Origin of the sequence: Rubeoparvulum massiliense (assembly GCF_001049895.1) — a bacterium.
Classification (GTDB): Bacteria; Bacillota; Bacilli; order Rubeoparvulales; family Rubeoparvulaceae; genus Rubeoparvulum; species Rubeoparvulum massiliense.
On record NZ_CVPE01000005.1, the window covers coordinates 486374 to 504125 of the forward strand.

General features: G+C 40.3%; 18 protein-coding genes and 1 riboswitch. Of the genes, 8 read left to right on the forward strand and 10 right to left on the reverse strand.

What is annotated here, in order from left to right; genetic code table 11:
* Together BN1691_RS07495 and BN1691_RS07500 are read right to left on the reverse strand one after the other, a co-directional pair.
* Positions 1-693, reverse strand: a complete 693-nt coding sequence (locus BN1691_RS07495; protein WP_048601581.1) for an ABC transporter permease — start codon at positions 691-693, stop codon at positions 1-3.
* Positions 686-1609 carry an ABC transporter ATP-binding protein gene (locus BN1691_RS07500; RefSeq protein WP_048601582.1) on the reverse strand — a complete coding sequence of 308 codons (924 nt, stop codon included), beginning with the start codon at positions 1607-1609 and terminating at the stop codon, positions 686-688. The genes BN1691_RS07495 and BN1691_RS07500 overlap by 8 nt, the downstream gene beginning before the upstream one ends.
* 257 nt (positions 1610-1866) lie before the next feature.
* On the opposite strand from BN1691_RS07500, the gene BN1691_RS07505 reads away from it, so the two are divergent.
* A complete protein-coding gene (locus BN1691_RS07505; protein WP_147545751.1) occupies positions 1867-2229 on the forward strand; it encodes a hypothetical protein in 363 nt (120 codons plus the stop codon).
* A gap of 44 nt (positions 2230-2273) precedes the next feature.
* Here BN1691_RS07505 and BN1691_RS07510 read toward each other — a convergent pair whose 3' ends face one another.
* From BN1691_RS07510 to BN1691_RS07540, 7 genes are all read right to left on the reverse strand, one after another.
* Entirely contained in the window at positions 2274-3218 is a 945-nt protein-coding gene (locus tag BN1691_RS07510) for a sensor histidine kinase (RefSeq protein ID WP_048601584.1), read from the reverse strand.
* A gap of 4 nt (positions 3219-3222) precedes the next feature.
* Positions 3223-3915, reverse strand: coding sequence for a response regulator transcription factor (locus BN1691_RS07515; protein WP_048601703.1), 693 nt, complete (start codon positions 3913-3915; stop codon positions 3223-3225).
* A 146-nt stretch (positions 3916-4061) separates the two neighbouring features.
* Positions 4062-4679, reverse strand: a complete 618-nt coding sequence (locus BN1691_RS07520) for a hypothetical protein (RefSeq protein ID WP_048601585.1) — start codon at positions 4677-4679, stop codon at positions 4062-4064.
* A complete protein-coding gene (locus tag BN1691_RS07525) occupies positions 4676-6079 on the reverse strand; it encodes an ethylbenzene dehydrogenase-related protein (protein ID WP_048601586.1) in 1404 nt (467 codons plus the stop codon). The genes BN1691_RS07520 and BN1691_RS07525 overlap by 4 nt, the downstream gene beginning before the upstream one ends.
* 137 nt (positions 6080-6216) lie before the next feature.
* Complete coding sequence (locus BN1691_RS07530; RefSeq protein ID WP_048601587.1) at positions 6217-6879, reverse strand: response regulator transcription factor; 663 nt, start codon at positions 6877-6879, stop codon at positions 6217-6219.
* Positions 6851-8743: a histidine kinase gene (locus BN1691_RS13890; RefSeq protein WP_053083724.1), complete on the reverse strand. Its 1893-nt coding sequence runs from the start codon at positions 8741-8743 to the stop codon at positions 6851-6853. Before BN1691_RS13890 ends, BN1691_RS07530 begins: the two co-directional genes overlap by 29 nt.
* Positions 8743-9684, reverse strand: a complete 942-nt coding sequence (locus BN1691_RS07540) for a substrate-binding domain-containing protein (protein ID WP_048601588.1) — start codon at positions 9682-9684, stop codon at positions 8743-8745. Before BN1691_RS07540 ends, BN1691_RS13890 begins: the two co-directional genes overlap by 1 nt.
* 365 nt (positions 9685-10049) lie before the next feature.
* A riboswitch (Lysine riboswitch) is annotated at positions 10050-10234 on the forward strand.
* Between the two features lie 201 nt (positions 10235-10435).
* Between BN1691_RS07540 and BN1691_RS07545 the strand changes: the two genes are divergently transcribed.
* The 3 genes from BN1691_RS07545 to BN1691_RS07555 all read left to right on the forward strand — a co-directional run bounded on the left by BN1691_RS07545 (position 10436) and on the right by BN1691_RS07555 (position 13561).
* Positions 10436-12043 carry a Na+/H+ antiporter NhaC family protein gene (locus tag BN1691_RS07545; protein WP_048601589.1) on the forward strand — a complete coding sequence of 536 codons (1608 nt, stop codon included), beginning with the start codon at positions 10436-10438 and terminating at the stop codon, positions 12041-12043.
* Positions 12044-12226: 183 nt separating this feature from the next.
* Entirely contained in the window at positions 12227-12943 is a 717-nt protein-coding gene (locus BN1691_RS07550) for an MBL fold metallo-hydrolase (protein WP_048601590.1), read from the forward strand.
* Positions 12944-12958: 15 nt separating this feature from the next.
* Positions 12959-13561: a TetR/AcrR family transcriptional regulator gene (locus BN1691_RS07555; RefSeq protein ID WP_048601591.1), complete on the forward strand. Its 603-nt coding sequence runs from the start codon at positions 12959-12961 to the stop codon at positions 13559-13561.
* A gap of 70 nt (positions 13562-13631) precedes the next feature.
* Here BN1691_RS07555 and mscL read toward each other — a convergent pair whose 3' ends face one another.
* A complete protein-coding gene (gene mscL, locus BN1691_RS07560; protein ID WP_048601592.1) occupies positions 13632-14009 on the reverse strand; it encodes a large conductance mechanosensitive channel protein MscL in 378 nt (125 codons plus the stop codon).
* A 198-nt stretch (positions 14010-14207) separates the two neighbouring features.
* On the opposite strand from mscL, the gene BN1691_RS07565 reads away from it, so the two are divergent.
* The 4 genes from BN1691_RS07565 to BN1691_RS07580 all read left to right on the forward strand — a co-directional run bounded on the left by BN1691_RS07565 (position 14208) and on the right by BN1691_RS07580 (position 17752).
* Positions 14208-14777 (forward strand): hypothetical protein, encoded by a 570-nt coding sequence (locus BN1691_RS07565; RefSeq protein WP_048601593.1) that lies wholly within the window; start codon positions 14208-14210, stop codon positions 14775-14777.
* 266 nt (positions 14778-15043) lie between these two features.
* The gene (locus BN1691_RS07570) at positions 15044-16219 is read left to right on the forward strand and encodes a nucleotidyltransferase domain-containing protein (protein ID WP_048601594.1); all 1176 of its coding nucleotides are present in this window, start codon (positions 15044-15046) and stop codon (positions 16217-16219) included.
* The gene (locus BN1691_RS07575; RefSeq protein WP_048601595.1) at positions 16209-16922 is read left to right on the forward strand and encodes a hypothetical protein; all 714 of its coding nucleotides are present in this window, start codon (positions 16209-16211) and stop codon (positions 16920-16922) included. Before BN1691_RS07570 ends, BN1691_RS07575 begins: the two co-directional genes overlap by 11 nt.
* A 32-nt stretch (positions 16923-16954) precedes the next feature.
* The gene (locus tag BN1691_RS07580) at positions 16955-17752 is read left to right on the forward strand and encodes a hypothetical protein (RefSeq protein ID WP_048601596.1); all 798 of its coding nucleotides are present in this window, start codon (positions 16955-16957) and stop codon (positions 17750-17752) included.

Here is a 17752-nt window from a genome sequence, read left to right on the forward strand (position 1 = left end):
TCAGTGGATGTCCCGCTCCTCGATTCGATGAATACTCGCATAAGCAATATAGGTACCTAAAGCAGCGAGTGAAATAGGTATGAACAAGATATCATTCAGTGTAAATCCAGCATTATTCGAGCACGCAATCATCACAATGATAATGGAGGATAGAATGGTTGTGGGAACCGAGAATTTTCGCATTCCAAAGTACAAAGGGATTAAGCTCATCCCGGTTGCACTAATAGCATTCATCACCAGCTTAATCGTTTGATCTGTAATCATTGATATAGTTAATGTATCTGCGATTAACTGCTGATTGATGCTTAATGCATAAAACGAGGTCATAAGAACAGCATAGGATAGCAAAATTGCCAGAAATGTGAAGAGAGCAATGATCAATAGCTTAGCTACCATTAATTTTTTGCGACTGATAGGATATAAAAAGAGAACAGTAATGGTTCGATTTTTATACTCATCAATAATCAGCTTCGCAATCAAAGCAGCAGCATAGATGATAAATGCAGCTCGTACAAAGGTATCAATTGCCACAAAGAGTTCTGTATAATTCTTAAATGCAACATCTTCATCTGGTTGAGGGCCATATAATATTAGAAGAAGAAAAGCGGAAATCACCACATTGGCAATAAGAACACCTTTGATCAAGGATGGAAGTTTTAGTTTATACAGTTCTAAGCGCATTAAATTAAGCATGAATTCTACCTCCATCAATTAACTTGATGAAATATTCCTCTAAGGTATTGATCTTCTTATTAATTCCCTCTATAGCAACATCATGAAACACTAACGCTTTCGTAATATCCTTCTCGCTAACCCGCTGATCATAAACTCGTATACTCTCGTTACCCATCACCTTAAAGTTGGTTAAACGGAGATGATGCTCGAACACATAAGATGCTTTCTTCACATTATCCACTGTAACTTCGATATACTCCGCTTGATCTTTCCTGAGCGTCTCTAAGGAGAACTCTTGAAGGATTTTTCCTTCTTTAATCACACCGATGGTATCAGCGATTTGCTCAATCTCTGCGAGGATATGGCTAGAGATTAAGATCGTGATTCCATACTCCTTGCATAACATTTTAAACAGGTCTCTCATTTCCTTAATGCCAATGGGATCGAGTCCATTAATGGGTTCATCGAGGATTAGTAATTCTGGCTTTGTCGATATGGCACGGGCAATCCCCAATCGCTGCTTCATTCCGAGGGAAAAATTTTTGACAGATTTCCCATCAATATTCCTTAAATTGACCATTTCTAACGCCTGATCAATCGCATTATCATCATAGTAACCCATGTATTCACAATGAAGTAATAGGTTTTCTCTTGCAGTTAATCGTTCATAAAAAATCGGGTATTCAATGATTGAGCCAATTCTTCTTAACACATGATAAGATTTTGTTGTGAGACGCTCTCCAAACAGCTCTATCTCACCTACTGTAGGTTTGATTAAATTGGTGAGTAGCTTAATTAAGGTTGTCTTACCAGCTCCATTAGGTCCTAAAAACCCATAGATCTCACCTTGCTTCACATTGAGATTCACCTGCGAGATAACCTCTTTATGATTGAAGGTTTTGGTTAACTGGTGGGTCTTAATAAGATAATTCATGGAAAACCCCCTCCTTATTGCCATCCTTATCCTCATTATAGGTAATGAAATTCTCTTTTTTCTTACCTATTTCTTACGAATTCCTTAAGCACTGTATTTTTAACCTTCATCCCCGTTCGTAATCAAACAGCATGCTCTTAATAGAATGTTCATGACTAACCGCCTAGACCTCCACTGTGGCAATGATTAATGATGTAAGATGTGGTATAGAATAGTTAAAAGAGTACATACGTATTTTGCATAAAGTAGGTGAAACCATGAGTAAACTATTTCAATCTTTTCAGCACATGCTAAGAAAAAGAGAGCTTCTATCTGTGTTAGAAGGATTACTGAACGCTGGTGGTATTGTTGCCATTGTTGATACCAATCAGAATACCCTTGATGATTCCGCGCGTAAGCAGCCTATCTTTGAACGGGAAAATATCTCCTACTCAAGGTGTGAGCAAGATGTAGATGCTCAGTACGCTGCACTCCATACAGCCATTGATGGTTTAGCAGCTTCACCTCAAAAAAAGTTTCTCTTTTTTAATGGCGATGCAATTGATATCCATGATGAGCAACAGATAAGCTTTGAAAAGCGATTGCAAGAACTTGAAATTGGTCTATGGCGCTTTATTTAACGAAACGAGAGGAACCTTCCTCTCGTTTTTACATGAACTTTCCTCTAATATTGAAACCGTCTTAGGCAAATGGTAAAAACCGTTTTCTCATAGGGTTTACTTTCTAAATGAATGGTTCCGCCTAATTGCTCCACCAATCTCTTTGTGATAGTGAGTCCCAGTCCACTTCCCTGATACAGTTTATTTCGTGAGTCCTCTAATGTGTACATCCGCTCAAATACATGGTCGAGATGGGTTTCAGCAATCCCTTTCCCTTGATCCCAAACATCTACATAGACAAAGCGTTCATCTGCTCGTAATGTTACGCCCATTCTTTTTCCATCAGCGCCATGATTAAGCGCATTAGAGATGAGGTTATTCATAATGCGTGCGAGTACATCTTCATTTCCCCATGCATAGAGATCAAAATCCGGTATTTCAATAGATACCTCTATCCCTTTCGCTGTCACCAAGTCATAGTAGGTTAAGATGTTTGTTCGGCAGATTTCATTCATCAACACCCTTGTGATGGAGATCTCTGTATCCTTCGCCTCAAGCTTTGCCAAGTCAAAAAAACGATTAATAAGCGCTAGCACTTCCCCTGCTTTTGATTCCACCTTCACCATTAACTGCCCTCTTTCTTCAATGCTTATCATTGGGTCTAGTCGGATCATTTCTAAATACCCTAGAATAACAGTCAATGGTGTCTTCATATCATGAGAGGTGTTAGCTAACATCTTTCTCATCGACTCTTCCATTCTTAGATGTTGTGCCTTAAGAGCGTGCTGATGATCAAGTAGATGATTCATGGCAACAAGCAGGCGCTTCAATTCATGATCTTCTGTAACAAGGAGAAGTTTTTCATTAGAATGCTCGGCGATAAGCCCCTCAATCTTATGGCTTATGTAGGAGAGATTTTTACTTCGTGCTTTTTGTCTAGCAGATTGAAGTCCAATCCAAATGAGTAGTACCGCATTAAGACTCGCTAGGATTACTAGTGTTATCTCCATCTTATCAGCCCTCTAACTTATAGCCTATCCCCCATAATGTCTTGATGTATTGAGGGTTAGATGGATCATTCTCAATTTTTTCTCGGAGCCTGCGCATATGTACATTGATCACATTTTCATCGCCGAAATACTCATCCTTCCAGATCAAGTTATAGATCTGAGCCTTGGTAAAAACTCGGTTGGTGTTGGTGACAAAGAGCTTGAGAATCTCAAATTCCTTCGCAGTTAGCTTGATCGCCTCTTCTTTTTTATGAACAGTAAAATTGACGATGTCGACTGCTAGATCACCATAGATGATTAATCGATTCTCTTCCTCAGAGCGAACTGCATATCGATTGGCTCTCCGGATCGCTGCCTTCACCCGAGCCAATAGCTCCAGTAATGAGAAGGGCTTGCAGATATAATCATCAGCACCTAGCTCCAATCCCAAGGCTTTATCAACATCACGATCCTTGGCAGACATGATGAGAATCGGGACAGTACTCACTTGACGAATAATTTTTAATGTTTCTAAGCCATCCAGCCTAGGCATCATTAAATCTAATATTACAAGCTGAAACTGCGCTTCATTAAATTTTTTGATGGCATCTTCACCATCAGGAGAGGTAACCACCCTTAGACCTTCTTTTTCTAAGAAGCTTTCTACCATTTCGCAAATAGCGAGATCATCTTCTACAAGTAAAATACTTCCCTGCATCTTCTCATAGCCCCCCATCAACTACAATCCTTGTCACCCCTATTCTATCCTACCTTAACCTTATATGGAGATTAAAGTAATAGAAAACTCCCTGTATCATCATGGAGATACAGGGAGAATCGCATCATTTGCGGCAAGCTGTATGTCTATTGTTCCGCACCCTCACTCTGTTCGAGAGGCACTGTTGCTACCTTTTTTGATTTGAAGAACCCCGGCAAAATAATCGAAACAATGCCAAGACCCAGTAGCAGTAACAAGATGGTGTTAGGTAAGTAGAAGGTCCAACGTGTATCCACCGTGACAAGCTGAACCAAGTATTCAAAGCCACTGGCATTACCTGCTACATCACCACCGATGGAGTTGGTTACAACCCCCCAGAAGAAGGCGCCAATCCCTAGAAGGGCATAGTAGATTCGTAGAGGCTTGTTCTCCCATAGCTGTTGACGATAGCGATAACGGATGAAGAGGAAGATTGCCCAGAAGAGTAAGAGCAAGAGCGCTGTAAATATTTTATTCTTTAAGATTGAGCTATTCAACACTGCTGAGGTTGGCCAGATGGCAAAGCCAGTAATTAAGGCTGCGAAGATGAGCAAAAAGCCAACGAGTGCTGAAAACCAAGCCATAAAATCCGCATATTTTCCAATGGTGTTTTTAAGATCGGGTTTGAACTTTTGAATATACATGCGAATGAAAATACCTAGAATTGAGATGGAGAAAATTCCGGTTATTAGCGAGACGATGATTGTATGAAATGCTGGTTTCATTCTTCCTCACTCCTTTCAACATTGGCTGCAGCTCGGACAACCCCGAACGAGAAGAGTATGACGAATAGCGAAACAGCTCCCATGGTCAACAACCATTGATTAAGAATCTCTGAACGGAATTCTGATTCAACACCGTAGTAAGAGAACTCATCTTCAGTATGGAAATCCTTTAATGGAATCTTATTTTGAACATAATCGCCACCAGCATGTGCTTCTGGATTCATGGCATGATCCCATGTGATTTGACCTGGATAGAAGAGCTTGATCGTTGTCCATTCGATCTGATCCCAAGGCGGTAATTTTCCTTCAAAGTATGTTGCCTCAATCTCTGCGTCTCGATTAAAGCCAATGGTGAATGGGAATGAGGTAAGGTGATAGCGGCTTGATGAATTACGATGGATTGCAAATGCAACGGTGTATTTCCCCTGATCACGGATAATCTTATCCTCGCGGGGTTTACCAGTATCCATGGCTCGTTGCATATCAAGATGCCATTTACCATCTAGCAAGACACCCTGTGCAAAGATATCTGCCCGTCCTCCTTCAATTGGAGAGACAATCAGCTCAGGAAGCACATCTCCTTCCTTCCATTCATGCTGAGGGTCATATTCCACCATAATATCTTCTGCGAGATAATAGTAATCCTCTGTTGTATAATGACGATTGATTACTTTATCCCATTCCATTGCATATTGATTGGTTTTATTCGGGTCAAACATATATTTGGGTTGCTCCAGCTCCTCATCCCAGTTAGAACTACCAGCTTTCCCTTCGTCATTCTTGCGATCCTCACGAACCCAGTTATCATCAACATAGCCAATTGGATTGGACCGATGAGCCTTCCAGTGCCACAAATCTAAGAAGTAGCCTGCATCTACGAGCTTATCTAAATCCTCTTTACTTTTCACAGTTCGCCAGTCATTTTTGTCATAACGGGTTTCTGGCAAGAACTTGCGTACATAATCTTTCCCAAGCAGCTCCTTTGTTTCCTCTGGATTGGCTGGGTTCAACATATTATTCATATCACTGGTTGCAGTAATAAAACCACCATACTGCTCAAAAAATTCTACGGAGCCATCATCCAGCATCATTGCAAAGCGGTCTTCCATGAAACGATTCTCATCTTGATTATTGGTCTTATGCTTCTGCCATTTACCATCACGATACACGAGATAAGATTGATGAATACTAGAATCCTCACCAGCATCCCATTCAAAACGCCAGAACACATCCTCGCCATTATAGGCTAGCTTCGCTTTTAATTCGATAAGGCGCTCATCTGGGATGGTGATTTTTCTCTCTGGGTCATCCTTAACAATACCCGTTGAGGCAAATCCACCTGAAATACCAATGGCTAGAACTGCAACTAAAAAGTAAATGAAAAAGACCTTTCCCTTCATGTGAATCCCCCCTTATCTATTTCCTCATCCTCACCATAGCATCGAAAAATTGCTTATTTTAGCAGTAAAACACATAAATCCTGAGGAAAAAGTCCGGGATCTAAATAGGGGAATTCCTTACAAGCCTCTGCTAATCTCTAATCATCAGCGGTGATGATACCCTCTTTTAGGGCAAAGCGTACCAGCTCAGAGCGCCGTTTCAAGTCTAGCTTCTCTGATATTCTACTCTTGTATGACTCTACTGTTTTAATGCTAACAAACAATGTATCTGCAATCTCCTGATAGGTATAGCCAAGAGCAATATATTTTAGAACCTCTTCTTCCCGCTCACTCAAGCACTCTCTTTTTGACTCTTCCTTTCTCTCTTCAGCCCTTGATTCCCCCTCACCAACAAAGCCTTTGATCACTAGACTGGTAAGTGAGGGATAGATGTAGGTCTGACCTGCTAATACCGTTTCAATCGCTGAGATAAGCTCCGTATGAGCTGCTCGTTTGAGGACAAAGCCAGAAGCGCCTTCTTTTAATGCTGCTTTTAAATATTCTTCTTCTGTATGCATGGTTAACATGAGCACCTTCACATTGGGAGCGATGGCTTTCATTTGGGCTAGTGCTTCGATCCCACTCATTCCTGGCATGGAAATATCCATTAAGACAAGATCAGGTCTTAATCGTTCCACCATCTGGATGGCCTCTTCTCCGCTGAACGCTTCACCCACAACTTCCCAACCTTCTACCTTGGAGAGCCATAGCTTAATCCCCGATAACAGTACCTTATGATCGTCCACTAACATGATTTTCATGTGCTGCAAGTTCACCACCGATCTCAATATTGTTTACATAAATAGATGTCCCAAAGCCTGGGTTGGATTCAATGAAGAAGTGCCCTCCAATTGATTCAATGCGTTCCTGCATCCCCTTAAGTCCTAAATGCTCTTTCGCGATCTTTTTATCTAAGATTTTCGCTACGTCGAAGCCGATCCCATCATCTTCGATAATGAGGCTGACCTGATTTCTTGCTTGTTTAATGATAATACTCACACTCTCCGCTTCTGCATAACGTGCCACATTGGTGAGTGCTTCTTGAATGACGCGGTAGATGGTCACCTCTACGGTGGAAGGTAAGCGAACTTGCTCAAATCCGATCACCTGAATATCTACTTCAACTCCATATTTTTTTGAAAAATCATTGGCATACATCTTGATTGCTGGTAGTAAGCCATAATCATCAAGGGCACTGGGTCGGAGAGACCAGGAGATATAGTGTACTTCTGCCATGGTCTTCTCGGCAATCTCCTTGAGCTCCAGCAGTTTGCTTCGCTTCTCCTCAGCGGTCTCCACTTCTTCTAGCATACTAAGCCCTAAGGTGATGGAGGTAAGGGACTGGCTCGTCTCATCATGTAACTCGCGGGCAATCCGTCGCCGTTCTTCCTCCTGTGCTGTAATCACTTTATCCAATAGCTTTAGTCGTAGCTCCTCCTTATATTTCAGCTCCTGCCATAGCTCCACATTCTCAATAATGATGGAGAGCTGACGGGCAAAGGAGTTGATAAAACGAAGCTGGATCCCATTAGGCTCTTCTTTAAAGCAAATCACAATTTTCCCAACACCACGTTGCATTGTTTTTAGCGGAAACGTCTTGTGCTTACTCTTACTGCGCTGACAATTGACGGATGTAGCTTGCAAACAGGTCAGGCAAGCCGTCTCACCTTGAATGAATTCAAGCTTCTCACCACTCAATTGAATCTCAATGAAGCAGCTTAAAAGCTGTAATTCCTCTTTCAATTGGGTCACTGTTTGATTCAAATGTCTTTTGAAGCTACTAGCATCTAAGGCGGTGACAGAGAGCTGATTCAATAATGCCAACTCATTGTTCCGCATTTTCAATTGATCGAGGTAACGCAGGTTCTCATCATTCTTCTCCTTGAGATGTTGAATCATGGTGTTAAACTCTCTTCCTAGTAGACCAATTTCATCATTGGACTCGATGGCTACGGAGAAATTTAGATTCCCTTTCCCCACCTCATTGCTCACCTGAATGAGCTTGGTTAGATCACGATACATAATTCTCGTCAAAAGATAGGCAATAATAACGCCTACAATCCCAATAAGCGTGGTAGAAATGATAAGGATGAAGGTAAGCTCATTGATGGTTTCAGCAATTTGATTTTCATTTAGTCCCACTCGGACAAAGCCCACATCACCTTCTAGCATCGGGGAAAGCACATCATGAATGACCCCATTTTCTGAAATAAAGGTGTGTAATTGATAGGACTGCTCAAACCAGTCGGTATCACGATTCAGTTGGATGAGCTGGAGTGATACTTCATACTCCTTCCCCAGGTTGTGGATAATGACATGATCCTGGTGATCCAAGAAAAAGATATATTCGATGTCTGGGTTATTCCGCTCCATCTCTTTGATCAACTTGTCTAAGCTATAAATATCCTGGAGAATGGTGAAATCTGTACCTCGTGACGATAGATCACTGGCGATAGAAAGCGCTCTTCGTTCTAAATCCTCTGTTAATTTAATTACGAGTAGCTCTCTCACAATGAAGATACTGGTGATTCCCATTAATAGGACGAGGCCTAGGGTGATTCCTAAAATCTTCACTTTCACACTTACATTCCTCAGCTTGTTCAGTAATGTCATCTCTTTACTCATCATGGCTTTTCATTCAGACTCTCGAGCATAATTAGAGCAGGGGAGAACAGACGATCATCTGCCTCAACAAAATAATCATAATTGAGCAGTTCTAATACCTCTTGTCCAGCTTCTTTCTCGTGTAAATGGAGAAGAACCTTTTTCAGTTCCTCTTTTTGCGTCGATGGTAAACTGGGATTCACGATGATGGGCTGATTCCCAACAAAGGCCCCTTCTGCAACCACTTTGATCCCTTCGATCAAGGGGTCCTGCTCTTTCACTAGCTTGTCATAGCTGGTACTATAGACTGCTGCTGCATCAACGAGGCCATTCACTACAGCTGCGATGGAATGGTCATGACTATAGGTGAAGAAGGTTCGCTGAAAGAAGTTAGAAAAATCATAGCCTTCTGACTCTATTAGGAATTTCGGTACTAGGTAGCCTGCAAATGAATCCGGATCTGAGAAAGCGAAGCTCTTACCCTTTAAATCATGCAGCGAGTTGATTTCACTCTCTTTGCGAGTAATGATATAGGAGGTATACTGTTCCTTCCCATTGATGATGGGCATGGCAATCCGCTCCATCACGCCTTGCTCACTTCCTAATACAGAGAGATAACCACAGACTAGACCTGCATCTGCTTCGCCCTTCGTAAAAACAGATAAGATTTCATCATAGGTATTTAATTGGATAATTTCAATCTCCATACCCAATTCTTCTTCAAGGTGATGGATAAAATTATAGTAGGTATGATAGGTTTCCTTAATCGATACATTTGAAAGAATGGCAAATTTCAGCTTTTCCTCTGATTCTCGCGCAAGCTCTTGCTCACTAGCATAAGTAGTCTGTTGTTTAATGGGTATTATCATTTGCTCATCGACACTAGAGCAAGCCACTGATACTAAACCTAGGACAAATAGTAGCGACAGCAGCGCAAGAAAGCCTGTGCGTATCCTCTTCATTCTCCTCATCCACTCCTTGTACCATTTTTACTAGTGGCATTGATTATCCATCTTTTGGGGTAGGGTATGTCTTGAGTAACGAAGCAAAAACAATATTATAATTACCTAATTTGTCGTTATGTGTTATTACAGAATAATAAAAGGGTTTGCTTGATGGAATTGCACATTTTTTTCTAGCAAGCTCGAGATGAATAGCATTCTCTACCAATATTATAGATGAATGGTTAGGGAAATCAATTTAAGGTAATTTTATCCTACGTGGTTGATCATGCTTATATGAAAATAGCAATATTTTGTATTTGAAATTGATCAGCAATTCTGTTAAAATCTAAATCAATCAAAACTTAATATCAAGTCTTATCTAACGATAGGGCAGAGGCGCGAGGTTTATGAGTAGTTACCTTGAGGATGACAACGATGAGAGGTAAACAAAAGGATGCTTCGCCGAAGTGATCAGCACAGTCAAGATGTTGATTGCTGGGGTTATTCCGAATAGGAATAACACTGTCATTGTAAATCACCCCATTTACAATGGAGCACTACTTATCGAGTTTGGGTTATTTTTTCGAGCGATGAACCATTATTTTTATTGTGGTGAACTCATTCGAAGAACCGACAACGGTAGGTGTTTTCTCCTATGGTTGTCTTTTTTTATCCCCTTCTAAGGGTAAGCTAAGTTCTCATACTACTGCGAGAATGAACGAGCCTGAAGATCCCGATAAGTGCTTCCACCAAAAAAAGGAGGATCACATTGGAAAACTCAGTACTCTCTTTAGTACCACCGATTTTGGCACTGGTCATGGTTCTATTAACACGTCGTGTCCTTATCTCTCTTGGAGCAGGGATCTTCGTCGGTGCATTGATGCTTAGCTATGCAGATCTACCTGCAGGTAGCAGTCTGTGGGAAGGAATTCTCTCCAGTATCACGAGCAGCATCGTCATGATCTATGAGATTGTCAAAGGATTGATTATCACTGATGGTGCATTAAACACATGGAATATGTATATCATCTTCTTCTTATTTTTACTGGGGATGATTACATCACTCATCTCACTTTCTGGGGGAAGTCGTGCATTCGGAGAATGGGCGATGAAAAGAGTAAAAACCCGGGCTGGTGCACAATTGGTTGCTGTTATTCTCGGTTTAATCATCTTTATCGATGATTACTTTAATAGCCTTGCTGTTGGTAATGTTAGCCGCCCCATTACAGACCGTCACCATGTTCCACGGGCAAAGTTAGCATATATCATTGATTCTACCTCTGCGCCTGTCTGCGTGATCTCGCCCATCTCTAGTTGGGGTGCCTACATCATGTCTATTATTGGTGGTATTTTCGTCACGCTACAAGTTACAGGGATAAGCGCATTAGGTGCCTTCCTGAAAATGATCCCGATGAATTTCTATGCTATTTTCACATTACTGTTGGTATTTGCATCGATCTTCTTCAACTTAAATCTTGGGAAGATGCGGGAGCATGAAGAACGGGCCATCCTTCATCACCAGCTTGTTGATCCAAGCAAAGGAAAGGTACCTGGTCAAAGCGATGTCATTGAGAGCAAAAATGGGAAAGTACGGGATCTTGTTCTCCCCATCATTGTTCTTATCGTTGCCACCGTCTCCTTTATGTTCGTAACAGGCGCCAATGCCACAGAAGGCGAAGCAACTCTTCTTAAGATCTTTGAGAACACCGATGTTTCTGCATCACTTTTATACGGGGGACTCGCAGCCTTAGCGATTACGCTTCTACTCGCTTTCATGAAACGGATGCCCACTGCTCAAATTGTTGGGGGTATTGGAAGTGGAATCAAATCCATGGTCCCTGCTATTTCGATTCTATTCTTTGCCTGGACTATCATCGAAATCATCGGCCAGGTGGGAACAGGTGTCTATCTCGCTCATCTCATCGATGGTCGTATGAATGTTGCATTTCTACCCGTCTTACTCTTTGTTATTTCGTCATTCATGTCATTAGCAACAGGAACTTCCTGGGGAACATTTGGCGTAATGCTAGGTATAGCTGCCAATATCGTCTCTGTTGTAGATATGAATATGTTGTTACCTGCCATGGCCAGTGTACTTGCCGGTTCTGTCTTCGGTGATCACTGCTCACCCATCTCAGATACAACCATTCTCTCTTCCACTGGTGCAGGTAGCCACCATATTGATCACGTGCTTACACAGCTACCCTACGCAGTGACAGCTGGTCTGCTCTCTGTTGTAGGCTATCTTATCCTAGGCTTCACAGGTAGTACCCTGCTCAGCCTAGGTGTTGCCCTCATTCTTCTCGCGCTCTTTATCTACATGGTGAAGGTACGAGAAAAAGTTTTATTGGCAAAAACGGCATCTAGTGAGAATTAATGTTCGGCTCAAACAAGTAATAACGAAACACCTTACTCAGCTACATGGAAAGTGTGGTGGCAGTAAGGTGTTTTTATTTGTAGTTCGCCAAACATTTCTACCATTTTCCGCTTGCTTTTAACTAATAACATTAGTTATAATAAAACTAACGTTATTAGTTAAAAGGAATTGGTGATGAAGTCAATGCGAATTACTCATGAGAAGAAGGTTTTTCAATTAACATTTCTGCCGCGTTTTTTTCCGGTGAACTGCTATCTGGTGGAGGAAGACGATGGATTAACCTTAATCGATGCTGCCTTACCATATAGTGCCACCAAGGTTATCAAGACAGCTCATCATATTGGCAAACCAATTACTCGAATACTGCTAACTCATGCCCACGATGACCACACTGGCGCACTCGATGCTCTCAAGCTAGCACTCCCAAACACTCCCGTTTATATTTCCAAAAGAGAGTCAAAGTTGATTTACGGAGATAAATCACTGGAGCCTAGTGAACCAAAAACGCCGATCCGTGGCGGCGTTCCAAAGCGTCTCAAGACAAAGGCGGATGTTCTGCTGCAAGATGGGGATCAGATTGGTTCCTTGCTTGCTATCAATGCGCCTGGACATACCCCAGGCTTAATGGCCTTTCTCGATACGAGGAACAATGCATTAATTGTTGGGGATGCAATGCAAACAAGAGGTGGTGTTGCTGTAGCGGGCCAAGTACAACCATTATTCCCGTTCCCAGCATGGGCTACATGGAATAAGCAGATTGCGCTAGGGAGTGTTAGGAGACTACGAATGTATGAACCTACATTGCTGGCAACAGGACATGGCAGTATGCTCGATGCACCATGCACTGCTATAGACCGAGCGATCGCTAAAGCTGAACGGAATCTAGAATATCAATCATGAAATGGAGACGATGACATGTCCAAAAGAGCTGCTCTTGACCTTCTAACAATTCTACAGACAGCCACAGAAATTGCTGATCAACACGGCCTAGAGGAAGTTACATTAGCTTCTCTTGCAAAAAAGCTGGGAATTCGTTCACCATCCTTATACAACCATGTGGATGGACTACCTGGTCTACGCCGAGAATTGACCCTTTATGGGTTGAATCAACTGAATGGAGTAATCACACAGGCAGCAGTGGGACGATCTGGTGATGAGGCGATCCGTACCATGGCCAAAGCTTATGTCACCTTCGCCCGCTTACATCCCGGCTTATATACTGCGACATTGAGCGCTCCTGATCCAAATGATCCTGAATTGCAGAGAGTAGCAGGAGAAATTGTGCAACTTACCGTGCAGGTGATGGAGTACTACGGGTTAGAAGAAGATGAAGCCCTCCATGTAGTGCGAGTGTTCCGCAGTCTACTTCATGGATTTGCTTCCTTAGAGCAAGCCAACGGATTCGGACTACCACTAGATATTGATACCACCTTACATGTATTAATTGAAACCCTGCTTGCAGGTATTCATGCAATACAAAAAAGCGAGATGCAATTAAGCAATCTCACTGAAAGTTGAAAGAATTTATATGGACAAGTTTACAATACTGTACATCTCAGCATGGGATATCGCACCGCGATCCATTAGATTATTGACGCTCTTTAAGTAAATCGCGAATCTCTGTTAGCAATATCTCTTCTTTGGTAGGAGTCGGTGCTTCAGGTGCTTTCTCTTCCTCTTTTTTCTTAAACTTATTCAAGAATTTAATAAATAGGAAAATGGAAAAAGCAATGATGAAGAAATCAATCAATGTTTGGAGGAACGCGCCATACATCAGATCTGCATCACCAAGTGGAATTGACAGGGCAGTAAGATCAATGCCGCCAAGCATTAAGCCGATAATCGGCATGATGATATCGTTTACCAATGAGCTGACAATCTTTCCAAAGGCAGCACCAATAATAACCCCAATGGCTAGGTCGAGCATGTTCCCTTTCACTGCAAAAGCCTTAAACTCTTTCCACATCATATGTCTCCTCTCTACTTATGTAGTTACCATAAATTATAGCTGATTCTCTCTATGGATGATATGAATCCTTATATGTGGAAATTGGCGTTCTGCTTAGACTCATGTATGCAACATTAATGTGAGATGCAAATGATCCATCTCACAGGACGATAAGGTGTTTCAAAAAAAAGGCTTTCATTCGAGGAGATGATAATGATGATGGCAGGACATTTTGGTCTGGCTGCAGCAGTTAAAGCGAAGTCACCCAACATACCACTTTGGGCGTTATTAGTGAGCACACAATTGCTTGATATCGTTTTTTTACCTTTATTCATAGCTGGCATTGAGTCTATGCAACCCGTTGCTGGCAACGGGTATGGGGGTTATCTATTTCAAGCGTATTACTCCCACTCTTTACTAGGCGCCCTACTAATTGCTCTGCTTACAGGCTTAGCAGCGAATCGCTTCTGGGGAAGACGAGGTGGAGTCATTCTCAGTTCCGTTGTCTTCAGCCACTGGATCCTCGATTTACTCGTCCATCGGGCAGATTTACCGATCCTCCCCGGGAATCTTGGTGACTTGCCACTACTCGGACTGGGACTGTGGAACTTCACCATGGCGAGTATTCTCATAGAGTCTACGTTAATTATTGTAGGAGCCATACTCTATTTTCGAACCATTCTTGCTACTGCGCGTGCTGGGCAGAAAGCAATGACGATGACGGTCCTAAAGGGAGTGACAATGGGAGTGCTCATGGCTTTCTTATTATTTGTGGATGTCATTTAATATTCTTGTTTATGGGATGTAACTTAGAAACTTTTGTAGCAAAAGGGGCTGTCCAGAAAGTCAGTGAAAGCTGAATTCTGGACGCCCCATTTTTGTTCTTCCAAAATAGAAGTAACTTTAAAAATTCCTCTAAAGGTTTGGTTATTATTTTTAATAGATTATTAATATCACTATATATTGTGTGAACAAACATTCTATGTTACTATATTTAGTGTGATGGTTGGTAACATCAACCATTTGATAAACAATACGAAAGGGGATTTGTAATGCCTGAAACAATATATAAAAAAAGTGTTTTAGAAGAAATGATTGAGCAACTAGATTTACCTGAGTATGTTGTTGAAAAAACAATTCAAAGATATAAGTCGTTGGGAGAATGGTTTAATAGAGAAAATAGTTCTTTCAAAGATGTAGATATAAAAATATTTCCTCAAGGCTCTTTTGCATTAGGGACTACTATAAAACCTATTAACGAACAAGAAGAATATGATTTAGACATGGGTTGTAAAGTCATTATCCCTAATTTTAAGTCTTTGTTTACACAGGAACAATTAAAGGAAATGGTCGGTACTGAACTAGAAAGTTATCGTGTAGCAAAGGGGATCAAGCAGGAACTAGAAGAGAAGCACCGCTGTTGGAGATTGGAGTATATGGACGAGATTAAATTTCATTTAGATATAGTTCCATGTATACCATTAAATATTGATATGCAATCGGTCTACAAAAAACAATTAGAAGATGCTTTCAATTATGAAGAACTCTTAAACAAATCTGTGGTTGACGCTGCTATAAACATTACCGATGATCGACTTGATAATTATTCCATTATCTCGCAAGACTGGAATATTAGTAATCCAGAAGGATATTTGAAATGGTTTGAGAGTCGCATGACAACGGGCAACTTCGGACTATACAATCGTTCTTCAATAACGCCTGTTCCAATTTACAGCAGAAAAACCATTCTTCAAAGATGTATTCAATTGTTAAAGAGACATCGTGATAATATGTTTGGAGAAGATGATAGTAAGCCGATTTCTATTATTATAACAACTTTGGCAGCTAGAGCTTATAATGGAGAATTGAATTTAGAAGAAGCATTGATAAATCTATTGAAAAATATGCCAACATATATTAACCCTAGTACCCCCAGAGTTCCCAATCCTGTGAACCCCAATGAAGATTTTACAGACAGGTGGGATACGTCAGAAGGAAAGAAATTAGATTTAGAAGGGAATTTCAAAAACTGGTTGTTACAAGCGAAAGTTGATTTTTACAACTTATTAAAAACGGAAAGTTATGAAACAGCTAGTTTAATCTTAAATAATAAATTCTCTTTGAATATAGATAAAAGCTTTTTAAATAAAAAATATATAAGTGACAAGCAGAGAAATGTAACAAGCTTACCAATAAATCCACCAAAACCTTGGGGTGATGCATATTAACATTAAAGATTTAGAATGGTTTTTAGAAAGTAACCCTCAAATGTCTTTAGCTCCTTCAAATAACGAAGAGTATGTTGTTATAGGGACCTTGGCTTTCGATATAAAGAATGATTCCTACGGAAATATAAAGGACGAGTTTTCAATAAGGATTGTTATCCCTAAAAGTTACCCTAAAGAGACTCCGACCGTCTACGAAATTGGAGAAAGATTTCCCAAAACGTTGGATTATCATGCTTATCCCGATTCATCTCTATGTTTAGGATCGCCAATGAGTTTGAAGAAGCGTATTAAGGACAACCCTACTTTAGATGGCTTTATTAATTCATGTGTGGTTCCATACTTCTATGCAATTTCACTAAGACTTCAAGGTGAGGAAAACTTTGTATTTGGCGAGTTATACCACGGTATAGATGGTATTATTCAGGATTATCTGGAGGTTTTTGAACTTAAATATATTGATCAGGTAATTAACTTACTAGATATATTAAGCCAAAAACCAAATAGAAGTAATAAAAAGAAGTGTCCGTGTGGTTGTAAACGCATAGTAACAAAATGTTCTTTGCATAAAAAAATAGTTGAATATAGAGACGTGATGACTCGGAAGGAATTTTCTATAGATAAAGATATTATTTCTCTTTATTACGATGAGTGGAAAGAAAATCAAATGCAGAAACGCATGCGAAAATTAATACCCTATGCATAATAACAAAATAATTTTAAGGGGTGATATAGGTAGTGAATAAGGTCCTATTTCAATGTTTATTAATCTTGTTACCAGCAATAGTAAGTATCTTTTACCCTCTTCAAGAGATTGCTTATGGCATTCTCTCCCTGATAGGTATAGATGCAGCAAATTTTGATGAAATGATAAAAAATATTATTAATAATGAACGAGTTATTTCTATTATTGGCGGGGTAGTTTTATCAATAATTATTTATATTTGGAGGACAAAAGCAAATAAAGGCAAATTATTTAACTCTGGAAACAAGTATAACGAGTATCCGATATGGGTTTATTGGTTAGCCAGCAAAATACTTGGCTATGGGAAGGTTAGTCTAGTTAGAGTACCAATGTATCTACAGTACAAATTACTTTTGAAGGATATTTTCCCTGAAGTGATTGTTGATAGTGATGTAGAAGAAAAAGCTCAATCAATTACTGTCATCGAAAAAAATATGGATTATTCATCAAATGAGTTGAATTTGATACTGGTTGATACCTATGAAATTACTGATAGCCAAATTCCAACAAACAAGGCTCATCTTCCTACCATTTTTATTAAAAGTGGTAATGAGATTGATAGCATTCGCTCTCTAAATCCTGAATATATCAAGGAGATAAGAAGAAGAACCAATGTCTATCACAAGATTTATAAGAAATTAAATGTATTTTCCACCACGAATACTAATCATAATCAATTAATCATAAATAAGTGTTTTAAAAATGGCAGTAGAACAGGTTTTGAAAACATCGTTGTGTATCAAGCCTCCAGAAGTAACTATGTGTTTAATAGGGGACATAAAGTGTTGTGA